This window comes from Streptomyces sp. NPDC057638 (assembly GCF_042800315.1).
GTDB lineage: Bacteria > Actinomycetota > Actinomycetes > Streptomycetales > Streptomycetaceae > Streptomyces.
Genome location: NZ_JBHVHF010000055.1, coordinates 1 through 18,967, shown reverse-complemented (window position 1 = coordinate 18,967; position 18,967 = coordinate 1). Strand labels below are relative to the sequence as shown.

General features: G+C 71.5%; 19 protein-coding genes and 1 pseudogene. 12 read left to right on the top strand and 8 right to left on the bottom strand.

The genetic code is table 11. The features are described from left to right. Positions 1-4: 4 nt before the first annotated feature. Both ACFVIM_RS10935 and ACFVIM_RS10930 read right to left on the bottom strand, forming a co-directional pair. A complete protein-coding gene (locus ACFVIM_RS10935) occupies positions 5-1,327 on the bottom strand; it encodes an MFS transporter (protein WP_384300368.1) in 1,323 nt (440 codons plus the stop codon). A 16-nt stretch (positions 1,328-1,343) separates the two neighbouring features. Continuing rightward, positions 1,344-1,883: a carboxymuconolactone decarboxylase family protein gene (locus ACFVIM_RS10930; RefSeq protein ID WP_384300367.1), complete on the bottom strand. Its 540-nt coding sequence runs from the start codon at positions 1,881-1,883 to the stop codon at positions 1,344-1,346. A gap of 530 nt (positions 1,884-2,413) precedes the next feature. Between ACFVIM_RS10930 and ACFVIM_RS10925 the strand changes: the two genes are divergently transcribed. Together ACFVIM_RS10925 and ACFVIM_RS10920 are read left to right on the top strand one after the other, a co-directional pair. Continuing rightward, the gene (locus ACFVIM_RS10925) at positions 2,414-2,953 is read left to right on the top strand and encodes a carboxymuconolactone decarboxylase family protein (protein WP_384300366.1); all 540 of its coding nucleotides are present in this window, start codon (positions 2,414-2,416) and stop codon (positions 2,951-2,953) included. 72 nt (positions 2,954-3,025) lie between these two features. After that, complete coding sequence (locus ACFVIM_RS10920; RefSeq protein ID WP_384300365.1) at positions 3,026-4,030, top strand: oxidoreductase; 1,005 nt, start codon at positions 3,026-3,028, stop codon at positions 4,028-4,030. 408 nt (positions 4,031-4,438) lie between these two features. Here ACFVIM_RS10920 and ACFVIM_RS10915 read toward each other — a convergent pair whose 3' ends face one another. The 3 genes from ACFVIM_RS10915 to ACFVIM_RS10905 all read right to left on the bottom strand — a co-directional run bounded on the left by ACFVIM_RS10915 (position 4,439) and on the right by ACFVIM_RS10905 (position 6,292). After that, positions 4,439-4,831 carry a hypothetical protein gene (locus ACFVIM_RS10915; RefSeq protein WP_384300364.1) on the bottom strand — a complete coding sequence of 131 codons (393 nt, stop codon included), beginning with the start codon at positions 4,829-4,831 and terminating at the stop codon, positions 4,439-4,441. Positions 4,832-5,605: 774 nt separating this feature from the next. Then, entirely contained in the window at positions 5,606-5,938 is a 333-nt protein-coding gene (locus ACFVIM_RS10910; protein WP_384300363.1) for a hypothetical protein, read from the bottom strand. Between the two features lie 60 nt (positions 5,939-5,998). Continuing rightward, positions 5,999-6,292, bottom strand: coding sequence for a hypothetical protein (locus ACFVIM_RS10905; protein WP_384300362.1), 294 nt, complete (start codon positions 6,290-6,292; stop codon positions 5,999-6,001). A gap of 159 nt (positions 6,293-6,451) precedes the next feature. On the opposite strand from ACFVIM_RS10905, the pseudogene ACFVIM_RS10900 reads away from it, so the two are divergent. Together ACFVIM_RS10900 and ACFVIM_RS10895 are read left to right on the top strand one after the other, a co-directional pair. Next, positions 6,452-7,015 (top strand): annotated as a pseudogene (locus ACFVIM_RS10900) (helix-turn-helix domain-containing protein); the annotation flags it as partial. 1,599 nt (positions 7,016-8,614) lie between these two features. Further along, a complete protein-coding gene (locus tag ACFVIM_RS10895; RefSeq protein WP_384300384.1) occupies positions 8,615-9,109 on the top strand; it encodes a hypothetical protein in 495 nt (164 codons plus the stop codon). A gap of 319 nt (positions 9,110-9,428) precedes the next feature. Here ACFVIM_RS10895 and ACFVIM_RS10890 read toward each other — a convergent pair whose 3' ends face one another. Next, a complete protein-coding gene (locus tag ACFVIM_RS10890) occupies positions 9,429-11,057 on the bottom strand; it encodes an MFS transporter (protein ID WP_384300361.1) in 1,629 nt (542 codons plus the stop codon). Between the two features lie 332 nt (positions 11,058-11,389). On the opposite strand from ACFVIM_RS10890, the gene ACFVIM_RS10885 reads away from it, so the two are divergent. Then, positions 11,390-11,872, top strand: a complete 483-nt coding sequence (locus ACFVIM_RS10885; protein ID WP_384300360.1) for an enediyne antibiotic chromoprotein — start codon at positions 11,390-11,392, stop codon at positions 11,870-11,872. Positions 11,873-13,165: 1,293 nt separating this feature from the next. Here ACFVIM_RS10885 and ACFVIM_RS10880 read toward each other — a convergent pair. Together ACFVIM_RS10880 and ACFVIM_RS10875 are read right to left on the bottom strand one after the other, a co-directional pair. Next, the gene (locus tag ACFVIM_RS10880; RefSeq protein ID WP_384300359.1) at positions 13,166-14,554 is read right to left on the bottom strand and encodes an FAD-binding protein; all 1,389 of its coding nucleotides are present in this window, start codon (positions 14,552-14,554) and stop codon (positions 13,166-13,168) included. 86 nt (positions 14,555-14,640) lie between these two features. Beyond that, positions 14,641-16,173: a methyltransferase domain-containing protein gene (locus ACFVIM_RS10875; protein WP_384300358.1), complete on the bottom strand. Its 1,533-nt coding sequence runs from the start codon at positions 16,171-16,173 to the stop codon at positions 14,641-14,643. Positions 16,174-16,362: 189 nt separating this feature from the next. Between ACFVIM_RS10875 and ACFVIM_RS10870 the strand changes: the two genes are divergently transcribed. The 7 genes from ACFVIM_RS10870 to ACFVIM_RS10840 all read left to right on the top strand — a co-directional run bounded on the left by ACFVIM_RS10870 (position 16,363) and on the right by ACFVIM_RS10840 (position 18,929). Further along, complete coding sequence (locus tag ACFVIM_RS10870; RefSeq protein WP_384300357.1) at positions 16,363-16,587, top strand: hypothetical protein; 225 nt, start codon at positions 16,363-16,365, stop codon at positions 16,585-16,587. Next, a complete protein-coding gene (locus ACFVIM_RS10865) occupies positions 16,580-16,897 on the top strand; it encodes a hypothetical protein (RefSeq protein ID WP_384300356.1) in 318 nt (105 codons plus the stop codon). Before ACFVIM_RS10870 ends, ACFVIM_RS10865 begins: the two co-directional genes overlap by 8 nt. Positions 16,898-17,242: 345 nt before the next feature. Beyond that, entirely contained in the window at positions 17,243-17,593 is a 351-nt protein-coding gene (locus ACFVIM_RS10860; protein WP_384300355.1) for a hypothetical protein, read from the top strand. Positions 17,594-17,748: 155 nt separating this feature from the next. Beyond that, the gene (locus ACFVIM_RS10855; protein ID WP_384300354.1) at positions 17,749-17,973 is read left to right on the top strand and encodes a hypothetical protein; all 225 of its coding nucleotides are present in this window, start codon (positions 17,749-17,751) and stop codon (positions 17,971-17,973) included. Then, on the top strand, positions 17,939-18,265 hold the full coding sequence (locus tag ACFVIM_RS10850; protein WP_384300353.1) for a hypothetical protein: 327 nt from the start codon (positions 17,939-17,941) through the stop codon (positions 18,263-18,265). Before ACFVIM_RS10855 ends, ACFVIM_RS10850 begins: the two co-directional genes overlap by 35 nt. A 153-nt stretch (positions 18,266-18,418) precedes the next feature. After that, positions 18,419-18,643: a hypothetical protein gene (locus ACFVIM_RS10845; RefSeq protein WP_384300352.1), complete on the top strand. Its 225-nt coding sequence runs from the start codon at positions 18,419-18,421 to the stop codon at positions 18,641-18,643. After that, positions 18,636-18,929 (top strand): hypothetical protein, encoded by a 294-nt coding sequence (locus tag ACFVIM_RS10840; protein ID WP_384300351.1) that lies wholly within the window; start codon positions 18,636-18,638, stop codon positions 18,927-18,929. The genes ACFVIM_RS10845 and ACFVIM_RS10840 overlap by 8 nt, the downstream gene beginning before the upstream one ends. The last annotated feature ends 38 nt before the right edge of the window (positions 18,930-18,967 follow it).

The window sequence follows — 18,967 nt, the reverse complement described above, 5'->3', positions numbered from 1 at the left end:
GACGTCAGCGGCTCCCAGCGGCGACCGCCGGGGCGCGTTCGGAGCTGTCGGCGGGCGGCACCGGCGTCGTCGGGGAGACCGCCGCCCCGCGGGCGAGAACGGCCGCGGGCAGGGTGACCAGTACGGCGGCGGTCACCGCGCCGATGAACCAGCCGGAAGCGTCGTGCTGGGCGGCGAAGGTGGCGGCCGCCGGGGTCACCCCGCCGAGGACGGCGGTGGTCACGGCGTTCGGGAGACCGATGCCGAGCGCGCGGTGCGACGCCGGGAAGAGCTCGGTGAGCAGCTTGGGCAGGACCGTGGTGGCACTGGCCAGATAGAGGATTCCGGTGCCGTAGGTGAGCAACAGACTGGTGAAGGTGCCCGCCATCGTCAGATAGGTGGCGGGACCGGCCACCGCGAACAGCAGGGAGACCCCGATCAGCAGCCGGGTGGGGCCCACCCGGTCGGCGAGCAGTCCGATGGGCACGGTGAGCGCCATCAGCAGCGCGGTCGCGGTGACGACGACCCAGAACATCGTTCCCGGCGGCGCGAGACGGTTGCCCAGTGCCGGAACCACCGCGGTCCAGGTGCCGGCGACGGTACCGGTGCCCGCGACCAGCAGGGCGGCCAGCAGGACCTGACGCCGATGGGTGCCGAGCACCTGACGCAGGGAGCCGCGGTCGCGGTGGGCGCGGGCGTCGCGCTGGAAGACCTCGGTCTCGGTGAGCCGGGTACGCAGTACGAGGAGCAACAGGCCGAGCGCGCCACCGACGAGGAAGGGAATCCGCCAGCCCCAGTCGGACATGGCCGCAGGTCCGAGGGCGGCGGTCAGACCGCCCCCGAGGAGCGAGGCCGTGAACGCCCCGGCGCTGGTGGTGAGTGAGAACAGACTGCCGTACGTGGCCTTGCGCCGCTCCGGGGCGACCTCCATGAGATACGCGGCCGCGGCGGGCCACTCACCGCCGTGCGAGACGCCCTGGGCCATCCGGGCCAGGAGCAGCAGCAGCGGGGCCAGCAGACCGATCTGCGTGTACGTCGGGGTGAGGCCGATCAGCAGCGAGCCACCGGCCATGAGGGAGATGGCGAGCATCAGCGCGGGCCGACGGCCGCGCCGGTCGGCGAAGCGGCCGAGGAGGATGCCGCCGAGAGGACGCATCAGGACCCCCGCGCCCAGGACGGCGAACGCGCCGAGTACCGAGGTGAGGGAGTTTCCGGACGGGAAGAACTGGGCGGCGAACAGCGGCGCGAAGAGTCCGTAGGCGAGCCAGTCGAAGGATTCGATGAAGTTGCCGACGACGGTCGCGGTGACCGCGCGCCGGTGGGCCGTCGTCGTGGATGGCGCAGACATGCGGGCCGGTTCTCCTTCAGATGACGGCGGTGTAGCCATGGGTGGTGATCCGTCTGCCAGCCTCGTCGTAGTAACCGGGCTCGGTCGGCAGCGAGGTGCCCAGCGCGCTGACATAACGGTTGAACATGCAGAAGGCGGCGGCGATCAGCACGGTGTCATGGATATGGGTATCGGTGGCGCCCTCGGCCCGGGCGGCGGCGACGGCCTCCACGGAGACGGGCGCGGCCTGTGCCTGCACCTCGGCGGCGATCCGGAGCAACGAGCGCAGCAACGGGGTCAGGGCGGCGGCGTCCGGATCGCTGTGCACGGCCTTGACCAGGTCGGCCCCGCCATCGAGCTGGGCCGCCGCGGCCGCTCCGTGGGTGTCGGCGCAGAAGCGGGTGGCGTTGAGTTCGGAGACGTACGAGGCGATCAGCTCACGTTCCCCCCGGCTGAGCGGTGAGGGCCCGCGCAACAGGGTCTCGGTCAGGGCGTTCAGGGGCGCCGCCGTATCGGGGCGATCGGTCATCAGCCCTCTGATGCCCGGAAGTTCGCTGGTGATGGCGATATGTGGCATGGGCGTGCCCTTCTCTCGGAGTGGATCAGTGCCTCATCGTGGGCGGCGGGGGCGACGGTGACCAACTTCCCCCGTGCGGAGCTGTGGTGCCGTACTCGCCGAACCCTCCGCCCGGCGGGATCGACGCCGGACGCTCATGACGCCTCCCGGCGCCGTGCGTGGGTTCACGGTAGGGCGCGTGGACCGCCGACGGTAGGTGCAGGGCTTGCGCCACGGCTGCCGCCAGGACCACCCGCGCGGTGTGGCGGGGGCAGGCTTCGTGTACGGCAAGGTCCGCACGCACGGAGTTGGCCGTGGTGTGCGTGGATTCCGACGATGAGGTGTTGGGGCCATGGCTCCGGCGGTCCGTGTCACTCCGGCCGGCCTGGTGGGAGGGCGGGTGGTACCGCGGGGGTGTTCGTATTCCAGCGGTCCTGTCACTCCAGCAGGTCCGCCACTCCAGCGGTCCCGTCACTCCAGCAGGTCCGCCACTCCAGGTAGTCCGTCATCACGACGGCGGACCCACCACTCCGGCAGAGAGGGCACGAACGTTGCCTCATATCGAGATCACGCATGACCTCCCCGGGATCAGCGGGCTGTTCGCCCAGCGCCCGGACACCGCGGTCGTCCTGTCCCAGCTCGCCGAGACCCTGCTGCGCGGCCCCTCGCCGCTCAGCCGGGGGGAACGCGAGCTGATCGCCGCGTACGTCTCACACCTGAACCACACCGACTTCTGCGCCGGTTCACACAGCGCGTTCGCGGCGGCCCAGCTCGACGGCGGGACCGAACTGGTCGCCTCGGTACTGGCGGACGTGGACAGAGCGCCCGTCAGCCCGTTGACACACGCCCTGCTGAGGGTGGCGGCGCGGGTCCAGGAGCGGGCCGCCCCCGTCGATGACGAGGTGATCGCCAAGGCGCGGGCCGAGGGCGCCACGGACGACCACATCCATGACACGGTCCTGATCGCCGCGGCCTTCGCCATGTACAACCGGTACGTCAACGGGCTCGCCACCGGCGTCCCCTCGGATCCGTCCTACTACGACGCCGCGGCCCAGCGCGTCGTGGAACAGGGGTACGGCGATGGCCGCTGAGCCCCGCGCACCCCGTTCCCGCTACGCCCGGCACCGGCGACACCCCTGATGTCCATGCCCAAGGAGAGCGACGTGACGTGGTCCCACGCGGACATTCCCGACCAGAGCGGAAGGATCGCCCTGATCACGGGCGCGAGCGGCGGTATCGGCCTGGAGACGGCCCGCACCCTCGCCGCTCGGGGCGCGCATGTCGTCCTCGCCTGCCGCAGTGAGCACCGCGGCCGCGCCGCCGCCGCGCGGATCGGCGGCAGCACCGAGGTCGTCCACCTCGACCTGGGGTCGCTGGACTCCGTACGGGACGCCGCCGCACGGGTACGGGCCCGGCATGACCACCTGGATCTGCTGATCAACAACGCGGGGGTGATGTTCCCACCGTACGGGCGTACCGAGGACGGATTCGAGCCGCACTTCGGCGTCAACCACCTCGGGCACTTCGCCCTCACCGGGCTCCTGCTCGACCGCATGACGCAGGTTCCGCACTCCCGGATCGTCACCGTCACCAGCCTGGCGCATCGCGCGGGCGGTGCCATCGGCCCCTACGAGGCATGGTTGGCGGACGGTCACCAGTCGGCGGCCGCCTACGGGCGGTCCAAGCTGGCCAACCTGCTGTTCGCCCGGGAACTCCAGCACCGGTTGGCCCTGGCCGGAGCCGCCACGGTCTCCGTCGCCGCGCATCCCGGCCTGTCGCCGACGGGGTTGTGGGACGGTGCTCCGCCCGCGCTGGTCCGGCCGTTCGCCGCAGTGGGTCTGCGCTGTCTGGCCCAGCCCGTGGACCGCGCGGCGCTGCCCTCACTGCGGGCCGCCACGGACCGTACGGTGCCGGGTGGCGCCTATCTGGGCCCGTCACGGCTCTTCGAGAGCCGTGGCACACCAGGCCCCGCCCGCTCCAGCCGGGCCGCGCGCGACCACGCCGCGCGGGCGCGACTCTGGGAGCTGTCGGAGGAACTGACCGAGGTGCGCTACATCTGCGCACCCGAGGCCACGAGCACATCGCCCGCGGCTGAAGGAGGAAGCGCGCCTCAAGAAGGAGGAGACACCGCCGGAGCGGTGTGCCCGGTGACCGGTGCGCGAGGCTGAGCGCCATGCGGCGGGCGCCTGCCAAGGGGAGCGGACCACGACACACGGACTGTGTGACTCCGGCACGGCGCGGGCCCATCCGACCCGTCAGCCGGTTCCTGGTGTGGGCGGTCGGGATATGGCGGGATGGCCACCTGTCCGTGCTGCCTGACCCGACGGGTGCGGCGGACCAGACGGACGAGGTGGAGCTGGCGGGCGGGCTGGGCCAGGCGGACACAGCGGGTGCCGGGAGGGTGGTCAGCAGGGGAAGACGGTGAGACTCCCCGCCCCTGGCGCCTTCGCCGCCCCGGCGTCCTGGAACCTGGAGCGCACCCCCGGCCTCGCCACCGCCCCACGGCATCCCATCCACCCCTGAGGCGTTCAGGTTGCCGACCTGCCTCAGGTTCCTGGGGCGCGGGTCCCTGTACGTCAGGTGGTTCGGACGGGGGTGATCCGACCGAACGCGGTGATCGCCATGACGAGCTCACCGGCGGTGTCAAGGAGATCGAAGGCGCTGAAGTCCGGGTCGTCCAGGACGGCCACGAGACTGGCAAGCACCTGCGCGAACCGCCCACCGTTCGCCGAGAGCATGGTGACGCTCCCTTCCCACAGACCGGCCCGCAGCCGCCGTGAGGTGAGCATCCCGTCGGCCGCGGTCGCGGTGACGAGCATGTCGGCGACGCGCGCTTCGAGCGCGGTCGGACTCCAAACTCCCTTGTCGAGATCCACCCTGAGGGCCTCGACCCGACGGCGACCCCGGCGAACGAGGACGCTTTCGGAGACAGAACCGGTGCGGGTCTGCGGGAAGGGCACGGTGGACACGGAGGATCCTCTCGGCGGCTCACGGCCGGTTATCGATGACGCTGTTCTGCTCGGCGTGATGAGGACCACCGGATTCTTGATGCCCCTCTCCCCATTGTTGTCCCGTAGGGGTTCGCCGGGACATATGGCTGAGTCGACCTTTTCCCGGTACGGGTGAACTGGCAAGTGCTGCTGACCGGCGGAGTGCGACTTGAACAAGTCGCGGTGAGGGTTGGCCGCGTCAATGCGATGTGCCGCCAAGGGGATTTACTCTTTGTTGCGGTGTGGGGGGTGGGGTTTGCGTCGGGTTGTGGTGTGGTGTGGGTGTTATTTACTTCAGTTTTGGGTGGGTTTGCTCAATGGCTTGCGGGGATGCCGGTGCGGGAGTCGCGGGCTTGATGGATGTGGTGCAGGGGGATGCGCGGCGTCCGGGGAATTCGATGCGGTGATGCTTGATCATCGTTGTACGTAGGGTTGTACGGAGAATCATTCCGGGAGTTGGCGGCGGTTTTCGCGCTGGGTGTCAGTGGGTGGGTGAGGTGAGGTGGGTGGGTGGCGGGAAGAGTTACATGCTGAGTGATCCCAGCACCGAGCCCGGCGTTGTCCACCGTTTTCCACTCCGTTTGTTTCACTGCGTGTGTGTGGCTCTGTTTTGGTGTCTGTTGCGGTTGAGTTGGTAGGTGGTCGCGGGTGTTGTGGGCCCCGCCGGGTCCTTACGGGCCGGGCGGGGCCCCACGCTGGCTGGTCCCGGGGCGGGGTGTCACTGTGGCTGGTCCCGGGGCCTGTATTTGTGGGTTAGCGGGTGCAGCGGATGGCGGCGTAGCCGTACCAGTGCCCGAAACCGGCTCCGTCGGAGTAGGCGTAGAGGACTACGCACTGTTCGTGGAGGTAGCCGCTGATCAGCGCGTGGCGGCGGGCCTGGTTCTCTGCTTCGCGCTTCGCTTTGCCTGAGCTCTGTTCATACGAGGTTCCGGTGAATACCTGGGTTTCGCGCGCACCCGTGGTGCTGGTGCTGGTGCTGGTGCTGGTGCTGGTGGGGGTGCTGGTGGCGTGTGCGACAGATGGTGTTGCCACGGCCAGGCCTGCCAGAGCCAGGGCGGTAGCAGCGCGTACCAGGATCGAGGTCATCACGGTCGGATCTCCTGTTGTGAGCGTGGCTATGGGTGAACGCAACACTGCGGACGTGGTTCAGCGTTGGCAGAAGAGGTCGGCTACGGCGGAGTACAGGCCGCCGCCGACGGAGCGGACGGATGTCGCGCGGACGTGGCACTGGTTGACCTGCCAGCCGGCCCATTGCGCCATGGTGTAGGCCATGCGGACGGCGCCGTCGACGGCGTCGGAGGGGTATACCCCCATCCCTGAACCGGTGAAGGTCCGTACCTCGGCCACGGCTGCCGGGCGGGGGGCTGCCGCGGCGCTGTCTCCGGCGGCCTGGGCGGAGGTCGCACCGGCGGCCAGCAGCGCCGATGCCGCCAGGGCCACGGCAATACAGCGTGTACGCAACGCGGATGAACGCATCACAGAGCACTCCTCAATAGATAGATAGATAGGCGGGTGGGTGGGGCGGCCGCCGGGCGGCCGTGACCATGTGTCACATCCATACGGAACGGATCCGCACGGCGTGGGTGTTGGTGTGGGTGGGTGTGGCCGGGCGGTCCTGAGGTATGTGGGGCCGCCCGGCCGTTTCCGTGCTCAGCTGGCCGGGGCGCGGTGGGGTGGGGCGGTTGGACTGGCCTGTGCCGTGGCGTGGTGCCGTGTCCGTTCCCGGGGCCGCGGTGGTCACGGCGGCGGTGCGGAGGATGTCCACCGGGTCGCCTTTCCCCTGTTTCTTTTTCTGCGCTGGACGGCTCGTCTGGGCGGTCATCAGCTTTCGGCAGAGGGGGTGGTGGCGGCAAGCGTGGCGGGGGGTGGTGGAACGGTGGAACCATTCCACCGCCGCTGACGTGGCATTACCCGACGGGGGTGGAACACCGCCCCGCAATACCCGGGGGGCGGGATCGGTTGAGCGCGCACGAGTGGGAGACTGAGGCGTTCGCGTACCGGCTGAGGGAGATACGGCAGGCTTCGGGCCGCAGTTACCAGGCACTGGCCCGCCGGATGGGAATCAGTGCTTCCACCCTGCACCGTTACTGCTCCGGCCATGTCGTGCCGCTGGAGTTCGCCCCGGTCGAACGTCTCGCGCGGCTGTGTGGTTGCCGGGGTGAGGACCTGATCGCCCTGCACCGTCTGTGGGTGCTCGCGGATGGTGAACGCCGCCGACGTCAGACCGTGGCCGCCGCGGCCCGTGCTCACGCCACCCCCCGCGCCCTGGAGCGGGACGCGGCCGGGATACCCGGCCCTCCGCCCCAGCCCGCCCCGGGCCGCGGCGGGAACCCCCCGCGCGGCACCGCCCCGGCGACAGCCCCCAACGCTCCCGAAACTCCCAATGCTCCCGAAACTGCCAACGCTCCTGAAATCCCCAGCATCTCCGAAACTCTCGGCACTCCCGGTATCTCCGAGACCTCGGGCATTCCCGGCACCCTCAAGGTCCCCGGAGCTCCGGCCCCCGGCAGCGCTGATGCCGCCGGGGCGCGGGCCACGGCCGATGCTCCGGGTGCGGGTGAGGTCTCCGGTTCCCCTCAAGCCCGCGCCGACGCCGTCACCGACGCCGGTATTCACCCCCATGCCGGCACCCGCACCGACACCGACACCGGCACCCAGACCCGTGCTGTCACGGGTACTGGCACCCAAGGCGACGCCGTCACCGGCACCCGTCCCCTCACCGACGCTGATGCTCCGGACAGGGGTGAGGTTTCCGGTTCGTCTCAAGCCCCAGCCCCAGTGCGAACTTGTGTCGTGACTCGCGCTGTCACTGTCACTCGCGCTGTCATTGTCGACCGCGCCGATGCGGTCGCGGTGGCTGGTACGGCTGGCTCCGCCGGTCCCTCCGAAGCCGTGGTTCCCGTTCCCGTCTCTGAAGCCGCGGTTCCCGTCCTTGGGGCCGCTCTCGTCTCCGTCGGCGGAGCGGTCGCTGTTTCTGAAGCCGCCGTCTCTGGAACCGCTCCTGTCTCTGTGCGTGGAGTGGCCGACGCCGGTGACGGCACCGGTGCTTCTGTCTCTGTGTCGGGAGCGGGTGGTGGGGGTGTGGGTGTGTGGGGGAGGCGCCCGGTCGGCCCGGTGGGTGGGGTGTGGCGGCGGGCCGGTGTGCTGGTCGCTGCTGTGAGTGTTGTGGCTGTTGTGGTCCTGTCGGTGTTTGAGCGTTCGCCTGTCGTGGCGGGGGATGGTGGCGGGCGGGGCCCGGGGGGCCGGGAGCAGGCTGCCGCTCCGGGCCGGGCGGGTTCCGTTGTCCCGTCCGCTCGTGCTTCTGGGTCTTCGTCTGGAGTGCCGGGCGTGCCGGGGTCGTCGGGGGTGGTGTCTCCTGTGCCGGGTGCGGTGGCTCCTGCCGTACCGGGCGGGCCGTCTGTCCGGCCGTCTCGGCCGGGTGCGGCACGGCCGGGTCCGGGTCTGCCCTCGGTCTCGCCTTTCCCGGCTGTGCCGCCGGGGGTTGCTGCTCGTGGGCTGCCGTTCACGTGGAATGTCGATCAGCATCTGTGGACGGGCGGGTGCAGTCATGCTTATCTCATCGACCGGCCTGCGGCGCAGGTTCCGCCGCCACCGTCGGCGGCTGATGCCGGGCCCTGGGCCCGTTCTGTGGGTGCGGTCCATGGCGGGGACACGCTGGTCCGGGTCACTGTTCAGGGCCGTGGCGAGGAGGCAGTGGTGCTTCAGGGGTTGCGGGTCCGGGTGGCCGCTGAGCGGCCGGTACAGCCGCGTAACGTATATGAGATGGGCATGAGCTGTGGCGGGGCGATGACGCCCCGCCGGTTCGATCTCGATCTCGATGCCGCCCGTCCCGCCGTGCGTCCGGTGCCCGGCAGCGATGCCGGGGCCGTGATTCCCGCTGTCTCCTTCCCTTACCGTGTCTCGGTCCGCGACCCCGAGGTGTTCCTGGTCACCGCCCGTACGGTGGACTGTGACTGCGACTGGTACCTGGAGCTGGAGTGGAGCGGCGGGGACCGTTCGGGGGTGGTACGGATCGATGACGGCGGGCGCCCGTTCCGTACCAGCGGTACCCGGGGCGGGCCGGTGCATGTGTACGACACCGGCCTGGGAAGCTGGTTCCCTCTGGAGGGGGATGACCCGACTACCCGTCCCGTCGGCGATCCCCCCGCCACCGGCCCCGGTGACCCGGATGTTCCCGGCGGGCCTGGTGATCCCGGCAGCCCGGATGTTCCTGGAAGCCCCGGGATGACCCCGATGACCCCGTGGCCCCGGGGATGACCTCGGCAGCCCCGGTGGTCCTGGGCAGCGCCCTGTTCTCGTAGAGCTACGGCGGTGGGGTATGCGGTGCTGGGTGATGCCCCGGGGCCGGGGTTAGCTGTGAGGGGCTGGGGCTGGGGCAGGGGCAGGGGCAGGGGCAGTGGTGGCCACTCCTCCCGGGTGCTGTGGGCCCGTTCCTGCCCTGGCGTTGTCCGTTCGCTCGCTGGCTGGGCCGGTGAAACCTGCCGGCGGGTTACGTGTCGCCCTTGGTGTCCGGGCCGGGGCCAGTGGGCCGGGGGTGTGGGTCTGTGGTGTGTGGGTGTGTGTGGGGGTTGGGTTGTTAGGTTGTGAGGGTTTGTTTTTCTTCGGTGTTTCCGGTATTTCCGGTGTTTCCAGTGTGTTCGGTGTTTCCAGTGTGTTTGGTGTGTTTGGGTGTTGTGGTTTGTTCTTTTCCGATGGGTGGGATGTGTCGCATCCGGGTGACGAAGAGGGTTCCGGCTGTGGTGATCAGGATGGCGCTGACTGCGGTGACGGTGTGGATGCCGCTGGTGAACGCGGTCTGTACGGGGTTCATGAACGCGTCTGCGAGGTGTGGGGGCAGGCTCTCGGTGGCTGCTGCGGCGCCGGAGACGCTGTCACGGGCGGCTTCTGCTGCTGCGGCCGGGATGGTTTCGGGTACTGTGCTGTCGATTTCGTTCCGGTAGACGGTCAGGCCCAGGGTGCCCAGGGTCGCTACGCCGAGTGCGGCTCCGAACTCGTTGCTGATCTGTGAGAGGGCTCCGGCGGATCCGGCTTTCTGTGGCGGTACGGTGCCGACGATCATGTGGGTGCCCAGTGCTACCAGTGGTGCGCCGCAGAAGGAGAAGACGGCGAACCCGGCGATGAGTGTCCCGGTTCCTGAGGCCGTGCCGATCTGGGTGAAGACGGCGAGGACGGCTGTGACGCCGGTGATGCCCGCGCCGATGACATACGCGGGCCGTATCCGGCGGGCGATCAGCGGGCATACCATGAACGACACGGTCGCTGCGGCCATCCCGGGCAGCAGGCCCAGCCCGGCCTCGAATGGTGTCATCTGCCGTGCGGCCTGGAAGTACTGTGTCATCAGCAGCATTACCGTGCCGCCGGTCAGGCTGTAGGCGAGGAGGCCCAGCAGGGAGGCGCTGAACCGGCCGTGTTTGAACAGGGTGACGTCCAGCAGCGGGGACTTCAGGGTCCGCTGACGGTGTACGAACGCCACACCGAGCGCCACTCCGGTCACGATCGCCAGCGCGGGCAGCGTACCGAACCCGTTGCGGGCGCTTTCCTTGATGCCGTAGATCACCGGCAGGACCGTGCCCAGGTTCAGCGCCACGCTCGGCAGGTCGATCCGGCCCGCGTCCTCGCTGGAGGATTCCGGCAACACCTTCGGCCCTGCGATCAGCAGCAGGATCATCACCGGCACGCCCAGCAGGAACAGTGAGCCCCACCAGAAGTGTTCCAGCATCAGACCGCCGAGCATCGGGCCGATGATCGCGCCGAGGGTGAAGCAGCTCGCCCACATCCCGATGGCCCCGGCCCGCTGTTTGGCGTCCTGGAACATCTGGGAGATCAGCGCCAGCGTGGACGGGCTGATGGCCGCGCCCGCGACCCCCAGCAGCACCCGCGCGGCGATCAGCATCGCGGGGCTGGTCGCGAACGCCGCCAGCAGTGACGCCGCTGCGAATACCGTGCCGCCGGTCAGCAGCAGCCTGCGGCGCCCGATCCGGTCCCCGAGCGTGCCCATCGGCACCAGGAACCCGGCCACCATGAAGCCGTAGATGTCCATGATCCACAGCTGCTGGTTGCTGTCCGCGCCCAGATCCGCACTCAGGTGCGGCAGCGCCAGCAGCAGCACGAACACATCCAGGGCCACGAGCAGGGTGGGCAGGGCGAGGATTCCCAGCCCGAACCACTCCTTCCGCCCGGCCTTGGGAACGGTGCCTGCACTCATCTGCGTGTTCTTCCCGTCGTCGCGTGTTGAGGAGGAGACCCCCGCCCGCGTGCGCTGTGCGTCCGCGGACCGGCACACACGCGCACCCGTACGCATGCCCGCACCAGCGGGGCGGGAGCCCACCGGGCAGCGTCCCGCCCCCCGCCGGCCCGGCGCATCTTCCCCCGTGCCCTCTCCCTCCGGACCGGGTCAGTTGTGTGAAGCAACCTCAAAGATGTGGGGGGCGTCGATGCCCGCCTACGGTGATGGGCGTACCAGGGGAGAGCGGCCCGGCACGACCGCCGCTCCCTCAAGCCTCCTGATGCTCCCCCACTCATCGCAAGGAGTCCGCCATGACCCGCACGCCCCGCCGCTCCGCCGCCGCCCGTCTCGCCGCCGTCGCCGCTCTCGGCGCGGGCCTGGCCCTGGCCGTCCAGCCCGCCGCGCTGGCCGCCCCCGCCGCCCCCGCCGCACCGGCCGCCCCCGCCGCACCGGCCGCGCCGGTGGTCACCGTCTCCCAGGTGACGGGCCTCGCCGACGGGCAGGCCGTGACCGTCACCGCCTCCGGTCTGACCCCGCATACCGCCTTCCACCTCGGCCAGTGCGCCTTCGTCGAGCCCGGTACCTACGGCTGCAACGCCGCCGCCGCCAAGCGTGTCACCTCTGATGCCCAGGGCAAGATCACCGAGACCGTCACCGTCCGGTCCTCCTTCGCCGCGACCGTCACCGCCGACGGCAAGGTCTGGGGCATTGTCAACGCCAGGACCACTCCCACCCAGGTCGGTCTCGGCAACGCCACCGCCGAAGGCGGCGGCCAGATCGTCACCTTCAAGTAACCCCACCGCCGGGCCTGTCGCCGCCGGCACCAGCGGGCCCCCGGGTACCCGGCCCCCCGGCCGCCGTCCCCGGGGGCCCGGGCATACCCCCAGCCCCGGACACGCCCCCAGCCCCGGACACGGACGGCCCCGGGCACGCGGACGGCCCGCCCCCTTCCCGTCCGGGGCGCGGACACGGGGCAATGGCCCGCACCCTTCCTGTCCGGGGCGCGGACACGGGGCAATGGCCCGCACCCTTCCTGTCCGGGGCGCGGACACGGGGCAATGGCCCGCACCCTTCCTGTCCGGGGCGCGGACACGGGGCAATGGCCCGCACCCTTCCTGTCCGGGGTGCGGACACGGGGCAATGGCCCGCACCCTTCCTGTCCGGGGTGCGGACACGGGGCAATGGCCCGCGCCCTTCCTGTCCGGGGTGCGGACACGGGGCAATGGCCCGCGCCCTTCCTGTCCGGGGCGCGGACATAACGCCCCGCGCTCTTCCTGTCCGGGGTGCGGATACGGGGTAGTGGCCTGCGCTTTTGTTGTCCGGGGTGTGGATACGGGGGTGCGGGCTGGTGGTGTGAGTGGGGATCAGTGACGGAAGTACTTCCCGAGGTGGACCGCACCACCCAGCCCGCTCAGTGCCTGGGTGTTGAAACTGCTGCTGCTGCTCTCTGTCATCCCGGATGTGCGGGTGGGCAGCCGCCATGCCTGGTCCGCCTACGCGTCCTCACCGGCACCGGGCACCAGTACCTCACTTCGGCCGCTGGCGGCCGGGGCCGTATGTACCCGGTGACCGACGTGGTCCCGTGTCTCCGATGTGACAGGACGCGGCACGCGCCCGCGACCACTCCGCCGCTACCGGCTACCGCGTCCTGCCGCGCCGCCGCCAGGACACCGGCCGCCCCGTCCCACCCCGCCCCCGGCCCGCCCCGGCCTGGCCCGTCCCGCCCCCGTCCCGCCCCCGCCCCCGTCCCCGTCCCGGCCCCGTCCCGGCCCCGTCCCGGCCCGTCCCCGCCCCGGCCTGGCCCGCCCCGCCCCGGCCTGGCCCCCGTCCCGCCCCGGCCTGGCCCCCGTCCCGTCCCCGGCCCGCCCCGGCCTGGCCCGGCCTGGCCCGGCCCCGTCCCGCCCCCGGCCCGTCCCGCCCCCGTCCCGCCCCCGCCCCCGCCCCCGTCCCGGCCCGTCCCGGCCCCGTGCCGTGCCGTGCCGGCCTGGGCCGGTCCTGTGACCACAGAAAAGTACGGCCCGTACCGCTTTGTGGTCTGTTCAGGAGGCAGGCGCGGGCCGCGTGACGAGGGGCCGGGGAATTTCAGGTCAGCGCCTGGCGGTGGCTCCGGGGGTGATGTCCTGGGTGAACAGGCCGTGGGGGTCGATCCGGTCCCGTACCCGGTCCACGGCGGCGACCGCCCCGGCATCGAGATGGTGCTGGGGCGCGCCCGCGTCTTCGACCAGCGAGGGCAGGGTGCGGCCGGTGTCCCACGGCGCGAGCGCCGCCCGTACCACCGTACGGTGGTGTACCAGGCCGGCGACGGTCACCGGCCCGAACGGCGGCCCCGAGCCCATATACGCGAACGCCGCACCGGTCCGGCTCAGCACACCGCCGTCCGGCGGCGCGCCGACGAACGCGCCGCCGAGCTGGCGCAGCGTCGCGAGGGCCAGCGGGGACCCGGAATCCTCGCCCGCCGCGCCCAGGAACGCGTCCGCGCCAGCCGCGTCCAGATCACCCAGCAGGAGGTGGTCGCCGATGAAGGGGACCGGGCCGGCCGGGTCCATATGCGCGTGAAGGACCCCGGCCGGGCCGGTGAGGGCCCAGGTGTCCAGCAGCGGCGCGGCCAGCGCCCGCAGCGGCGCGAGCAGTTCCCGCGCCGCGCGTTCGGCCGCGGGGACGTCCCGCTCGGTGGCGGCCAGGACAGCGCCGTCCACACACACCACCGGCCCGGCCGCCAGCACCGCGGGCACGCCGGGGACGGGGGGCAGCCGCATCAGCCGCAGTGACGTCGTCACCCGCCGCGGCGCGTCCGCCGCCCACGCCCGCCACACATCCAGCACCCGTGGCGCGAGCGCGGCGGGCCAGTACGCGGCGCCGGTCACCACGCGGGTGACGGGGAACAGGCCGATCTCCACGCCGGTCACCACGCCGAACCCGCCGCCCCCGCCGCGCAGCGCCCACCACAGCTTTTGGTCCCCGTCCGCGCTGGCGCGCACCTGCTGACCGCCGGCGGTGACCAGGGTGATCGCGCGCACCGTGTTGGCGGCGAGCCCGGTGTGGCGGCCGTAGAAGCTCACCCCGCCGCCCAGCAGGTAGCCCACGACCCCGACTCCGGCGGCCGAGCCGTGCGCGGCGGCCAGCCCGTGCGGGGCCGCCGCGGCGGCGACCTCGCCCCAGGTGGTCCCGGCCGGGATGTGGGCCACCCGCCGCTCCGGGTCGATGCGGACCCCGCCGCCGATACGGGTACGGATGAGGAGCCCGGCGGTCACGGGCCGCCGGGCGCCGCTCGCGTGTCCGGTGGTGTGCACCCGGACGGGAAGGCCGCGTGCGGCGGCCTCGCGGACGGCGGCGCGAACCTCGGCCACCGTGCGGGCGGTGACGGCCGCCTGCGGGCGGGCGGGGGCGGCGAGGTTGAAGACCGCCGTGGCCTCCTGGTAGGCGGGGGTGCCGGGGACCGCGAGCTGGGCGGGCGGGGCGTCGTCGTACCGGGTCATGAACAGGGCTTCCCCTTCACGGATGGTTCGCGGATCGGTGACACCGGCCCCCGCCGGGTGGGGGGTGGGGACCCGGGCGGGGGCGGTCAGTGCTCGCGTACGGCGGTGAGGAACACGAACGTTCCCGGACCGGACTCCTCCCGCACCACCAGCCCCGCGTTGCTCAGCCAGCGCCTCAGATCGGCGGGGTCGAACAGCTGGAGACCGCCCTGGTGCTGGGGGAAACGGTGCGCGGACTGGAAATACCCGTACACCGGATCCTGCGAGCGGCGGAACGTCATCAGGGTGAACGTGCCGCCCGGCCGCAGGACCCGCCCGACCTCGGCGATCGCGGCGCCCGCGTCCGCGTAGAACGCCTGGAGCGCGTTCCAGCACACCACCGCCCCCAGCGAGGCGTCGGCGAACGGCAGCTCGGCCGCCGACGCCAGCACCGCCGGAACCTGCGGCAGGCGCCCGCGCAGCACGGTGAGCATGGGCAGGGCGCTGTCCAGGGCGATCAGCCGCCCGGCGCCGACCGCCTCGGCGAGCACCGCCGTCCACCGGCCCGCGCCCGCGCCCAGATCCAGCACCGGCCCGTCCACCGGCCGTACATGCGCGGCCAGATAGGCGTCCTCGTCCCCGGGGGTAACCGCGCCGCCCCAGTTGGAGCCGGAGACCCGCAGGAACGCGGGCCGCGCCACCGCCTCGTAGAACAGGCCCATACTCGGCACCCGCGACAGCTTCTCCAAAAAGTCCGCGCCCGCCTCCCCGCCGGCCACGGGGGCGGTCAGATCGAGGATGCCGCCCGCCACCGGATACCGCGCCGCACAGCCGCCGCAGGACGCGACACCGCCCTCACCGGCCAGCGCGCCCGCGCACGCGGGGCAGCGCAGCGCGCCCAGATGCGGGGCGAACAGCGCCGCGCCGGCGACCGGCGCGGCCACCTCACGCCGCGCGGGCACCGGCGCGGCGGGCAGATCGCGCGGCGTGCCGTGCCCGAGGGCCCAGTACGCGCGGGCGCCCATACAGCCCAGCACGGTCCGGGTGTCGTCCTCCCAGCCCGCCACCCGCTGCTCACGCGACAGTTCCCTGATCCAGCCCTGGTCGAAGGCGCGTTCGTCCGCGTTCAGGGTCCACGCCGACGGCGCGGGCCACACCCGCCCCAGATCCGGGGCCGCCGCGTCGAACACGGCCAGCGCCCGCTCCAGCCGCGAGCGGTCCTCCTCCTCCAGCTCCGTGGTGGCCACGGCCGCCACAATCCGCTCCCGGCGGGCGGGGAAGTGCGCCAGCAGATACACCAGCGCCAGCCGCAGCGGCACCTGGCCCGCCCGGGCGGCCAGCAGCTCCAGATACGTCTCCAGATGCCCGCCGACCGCATCCGCGAGCGGACCGTCCAGGCGCGGATACTCCGACTCCGCCAGCAGCCCCAGCAGCACCGCCACATACCCCGTGCGGTCCCCGGGAGCCTCCCGCAGCGCGTCCACCAGCACCGGCACGGCCGCCAGCGCGTCCCCGGTGGCCTTCCCGTCCCGCCACACACTCGCCGCCAGCGCGCCGAACGAGCCCGGCACCTCACCGGCGGCCGCCGTGGTGAAGGCGTCGGCGAGAGCGAGCGCCCCGGGAGCGGGGGAAACGTTCATGGATACGTGTCCTTCCTCAGGTCGGTGCCGCAGGCGTCCGCGCCCCGCGCCCCGCCCACGCTCCCAGCGCCGCCCCGGGCACCGCATCTTCCGGGCTGCCCACTTGGCGACCGGGCCCGGTCCCCCGTCCGGGGGGTGTGCGCCGGTTGCCGGGGTCTCGTCCGCCCGCTGCGCGTAGGAGGTGGTGGCATGGCTCTGGGAGACCGGCATCAGAAGAAGGACGTCGAGGCCGCGCTGAAACGGGCGGAAGCGGCGGGCCTCAAAGTGACACATGACAGGAACGGTCATAACTGGGGTTGGGTGGTCTGCTGCCCCTGTAGCGCGGATATCGCGGTGTACTGCACCCCTCGGAACACCGGAAACACGGCCCGGGACATTGATCGCTTCACACGGAGGCACACGAACTGTGCGTGACTGGAACTTCACCCTGCACCTTCAGGAACCTTTGAATCCCGGGCAGTTGGATACCTTGTTCCACTTGGACAGCTTCAGTGACGGGCGGGCCAGCCTGGTCAGAGGGCCGCAGACGGCCGAGTTCTGGTGCACCTTCCCCGCCGGGACCCTGACGGAGGCGATCACCGACGCGCTGAGCCGTTTCAAGGACTTGCCCGGGGTGCTGATCCGCAGCGTCGAACTGGACGAGACGGCCCTGGCGGCCAACGGCATGGCGACCCCCGCCGTCGTCCCCGCGCCGCCCGCGCTGGAGCCGGATTCGGCGGTGTGACAGCAGTCGGCGGGCCGGCCCCGTTCCCCCTCTCGTACCGCAGGGAGGGCGGGGCCGTTCGCCGGTCCGTCCGCCGCGTGCCCCGGTCCCCCGTCCGGGGGGTGTGCGCCGGTTGCCGGGGGCTCGTCCGCCCGCTGCGCGTAGGAGGTGGTGGCATGGCTCTGGGAGACCGGCATCAGAAGAAGGACGTCGAGGCCGCGCTGAAACGGGCGGAAGCGGCGGGCCTCAAAGTCACACACAAGCGGAACGGGCACGCCTGGGGTGTCGTGATCTGCTGCCCCTGCAGCGATCACGTGACCATCTCCTGCACCCCCAGGAGCCCCGGAACGGAAGCGAAGAGGATTCATGAGTTCGTCCGAGAACACCAGCACGGCAACGGAGCGTGAGTGGCACTTCAACCTCGTGCTGGACGCCCCGCTTACCCCGGAGCAGTCCAACACCCTTGACCATCTCGACCGCTTCCACGACGGGTCCCTAGGGCTGGCTGAACGGCCCGGTTACTCCCGCTTCATCTGCATCATCCGCGCCACGACCCTCACCGCCGCCATCGCTGATGCCCTGGAACGCTTCGATGACCTGCCCGGAGTTCTCGTCCGGAGTGTCGAACTGAACCCCATCGCCTTGGCGGCCAACGGCATGGCGACCCCCGCCGTCGTCCCCGCGCCGCCCGCGCTGGAGCCGGAGTCGGCGGTGTGACAGCAGCCGGCGGGCCGGCCCCGTTCCCCCTCTCCCGTACCGGGGAGGGCCGGGGTTCGCTGGCCTGTCCGTCCGCAGTCCGGCGGTCGCTCGTTCGGGGGGTGTGCGCCGGTTGCCGGGGTCTCGTCCGCCCGCTGCGCGTAGGAGGTGGTGGCATGGCTCTGGGAGACCGGCATCAGAAGAAGGACGTCGAGGCCGCGCTGAAACGGGCGGAAGCGGCGGGCCTCAAGGTGAAGCACGAGAAGAAGAAGCATATTTGGGGGTATGTCATTTGCTGTCCGTGTCGTGAGTGGGTAGGTGTCACCTGCACACCCCAGAACCCCGGAGAAGAGGCAAAGAAAGTCGATGGCTTCATCAAGAGGCACCGAGCCTGTGTCTGATCGTTCGTGGCACTTCAATCTCATGCTCGACGCCCCGCTGACCGAGGAGCAGCAGGACACCTTCAACGGGCTCGACCGCTTCCACGAGGGAGGCATCGGACTGGTTGAGGGACCGGCCAGCAGCTGGTTTCTCTGCGTTGTCCGGGCCGACACCCTCACCGCCGCCATCGCTGACGCCCTGAAACGCTTTGAGGATCTTCCCGGGGTCCTGGTGCGCAGTGTCGAACTGGACCCCGTCGCGCTGGCGGACAACGGCATGGCGACCCCCGCCGTCGTCCCCGCCCCGCAGTAGCGCCCCCGCTGCCAGATCCCCCGTCCCCTCTCCCGTACCGGGGAGGGCCGGGGTTCGCTGGCCTGTCCGTCCGCAGTCCGGCGGTCCCCCGTCCGGGGGGTGTGCGCCGGTTGCCGGGGTCTCGTCCGCCCGCTGCGCGTAGAAGGTGGTGGCATGGCTCTGGGAGACCGGCATCAGAAGAAGGACGTCGAGGCCGCGCTGAAACGGGCGGAAGCGGCGGGCCTCAAAGTCACACGCACCGGGAACGGCCACACATGGGGTTATCTGCTGTGCTGCCCTTGCAGCAAGACCGTCGGGGTGTCCTGCACCCCGCAGAGCCCAGGGGAGGAAGCGAAAATGATCGACCGGTTCACATGGAGGCACCGCAACTGTGCGTAGCTGGTACTTCAACCTTGTACTTGACGCCCCGCTGACCGAGGAACAGCAGGACACCTTCAACGGGCTCGACCGCTTCCACGAGGGAGGCATCGGGCTGGAGGAAGGCCCGGGCTACAGCGGCTTCCTCTGCGTCATTCCGGCCGAAACGCTCACGGACGCCATCGCTGACGCCCTGAAGCGTTTTGACGACTTCCCCGGAGTGCTGGTGCGGAGCGTGGTGGTCGACCACGTCGATCTCGCGGCCAACGGCATGGCGACCCCCGCCGTCGTCCCCGCCCCGCAGTAGCGCCCCCGCTGCCAGATCCCCCGTCCCCTCTCCCGTAC

What these genes read in the sequence shown, in the direction of transcription:
- ACFVIM_RS10890 (WP_384300361.1), bottom strand. Translation starts at nt 11,057, where the DNA reads ATGAGTGCAGGCACCGTTCCCAAGGCCGGGCGGAAGGAGTGGTTCGGG.
- ACFVIM_RS10845 (WP_384300352.1), top strand. Translation starts at nt 18,419, where the DNA reads ATGGCTCTGGGAGACCGGCATCAGAAGAAGGACGTCGAGGCCGCGCTG.
- ACFVIM_RS10855 (WP_384300354.1), top strand. Translation starts at nt 17,749, where the DNA reads ATGGCTCTGGGAGACCGGCATCAGAAGAAGGACGTCGAGGCCGCGCTG.
- ACFVIM_RS10860 (WP_384300355.1), top strand. Translation starts at nt 17,243, where the DNA reads ATGAGTTCGTCCGAGAACACCAGCACGGCAACGGAGCGTGAGTGGCAC.
- ACFVIM_RS10935 (WP_384300368.1), bottom strand. Translation starts at nt 1,327, where the DNA reads ATGTCTGCGCCATCCACGACGACGGCCCACCGGCGCGCGGTCACCGCG.
- ACFVIM_RS10850 (WP_384300353.1), top strand. Translation starts at nt 17,939, where the DNA reads ATGGCTTCATCAAGAGGCACCGAGCCTGTGTCTGATCGTTCGTGGCAC.
- ACFVIM_RS10880 (WP_384300359.1), bottom strand. Translation starts at nt 14,554, where the DNA reads ATGACCCGGTACGACGACGCCCCGCCCGCCCAGCTCGCGGTCCCCGGC.
- ACFVIM_RS10910 (WP_384300363.1), bottom strand. Translation starts at nt 5,938, where the DNA reads ATGACCTCGATCCTGGTACGCGCTGCTACCGCCCTGGCTCTGGCAGGC.
- ACFVIM_RS10885 (WP_384300360.1), top strand. Translation starts at nt 11,390, where the DNA reads ATGACCCGCACGCCCCGCCGCTCCGCCGCCGCCCGTCTCGCCGCCGTC.
- ACFVIM_RS10895 (WP_384300384.1), top strand. Translation starts at nt 8,615, where the DNA reads ATGGGCATGAGCTGTGGCGGGGCGATGACGCCCCGCCGGTTCGATCTC.
- ACFVIM_RS10870 (WP_384300357.1), top strand. Translation starts at nt 16,363, where the DNA reads ATGGCTCTGGGAGACCGGCATCAGAAGAAGGACGTCGAGGCCGCGCTG.
- ACFVIM_RS10875 (WP_384300358.1), bottom strand. Translation starts at nt 16,173, where the DNA reads ATGAACGTTTCCCCCGCTCCCGGGGCGCTCGCTCTCGCCGACGCCTTC.
- ACFVIM_RS10930 (WP_384300367.1), bottom strand. Translation starts at nt 1,883, where the DNA reads ATGCCACATATCGCCATCACCAGCGAACTTCCGGGCATCAGAGGGCTG.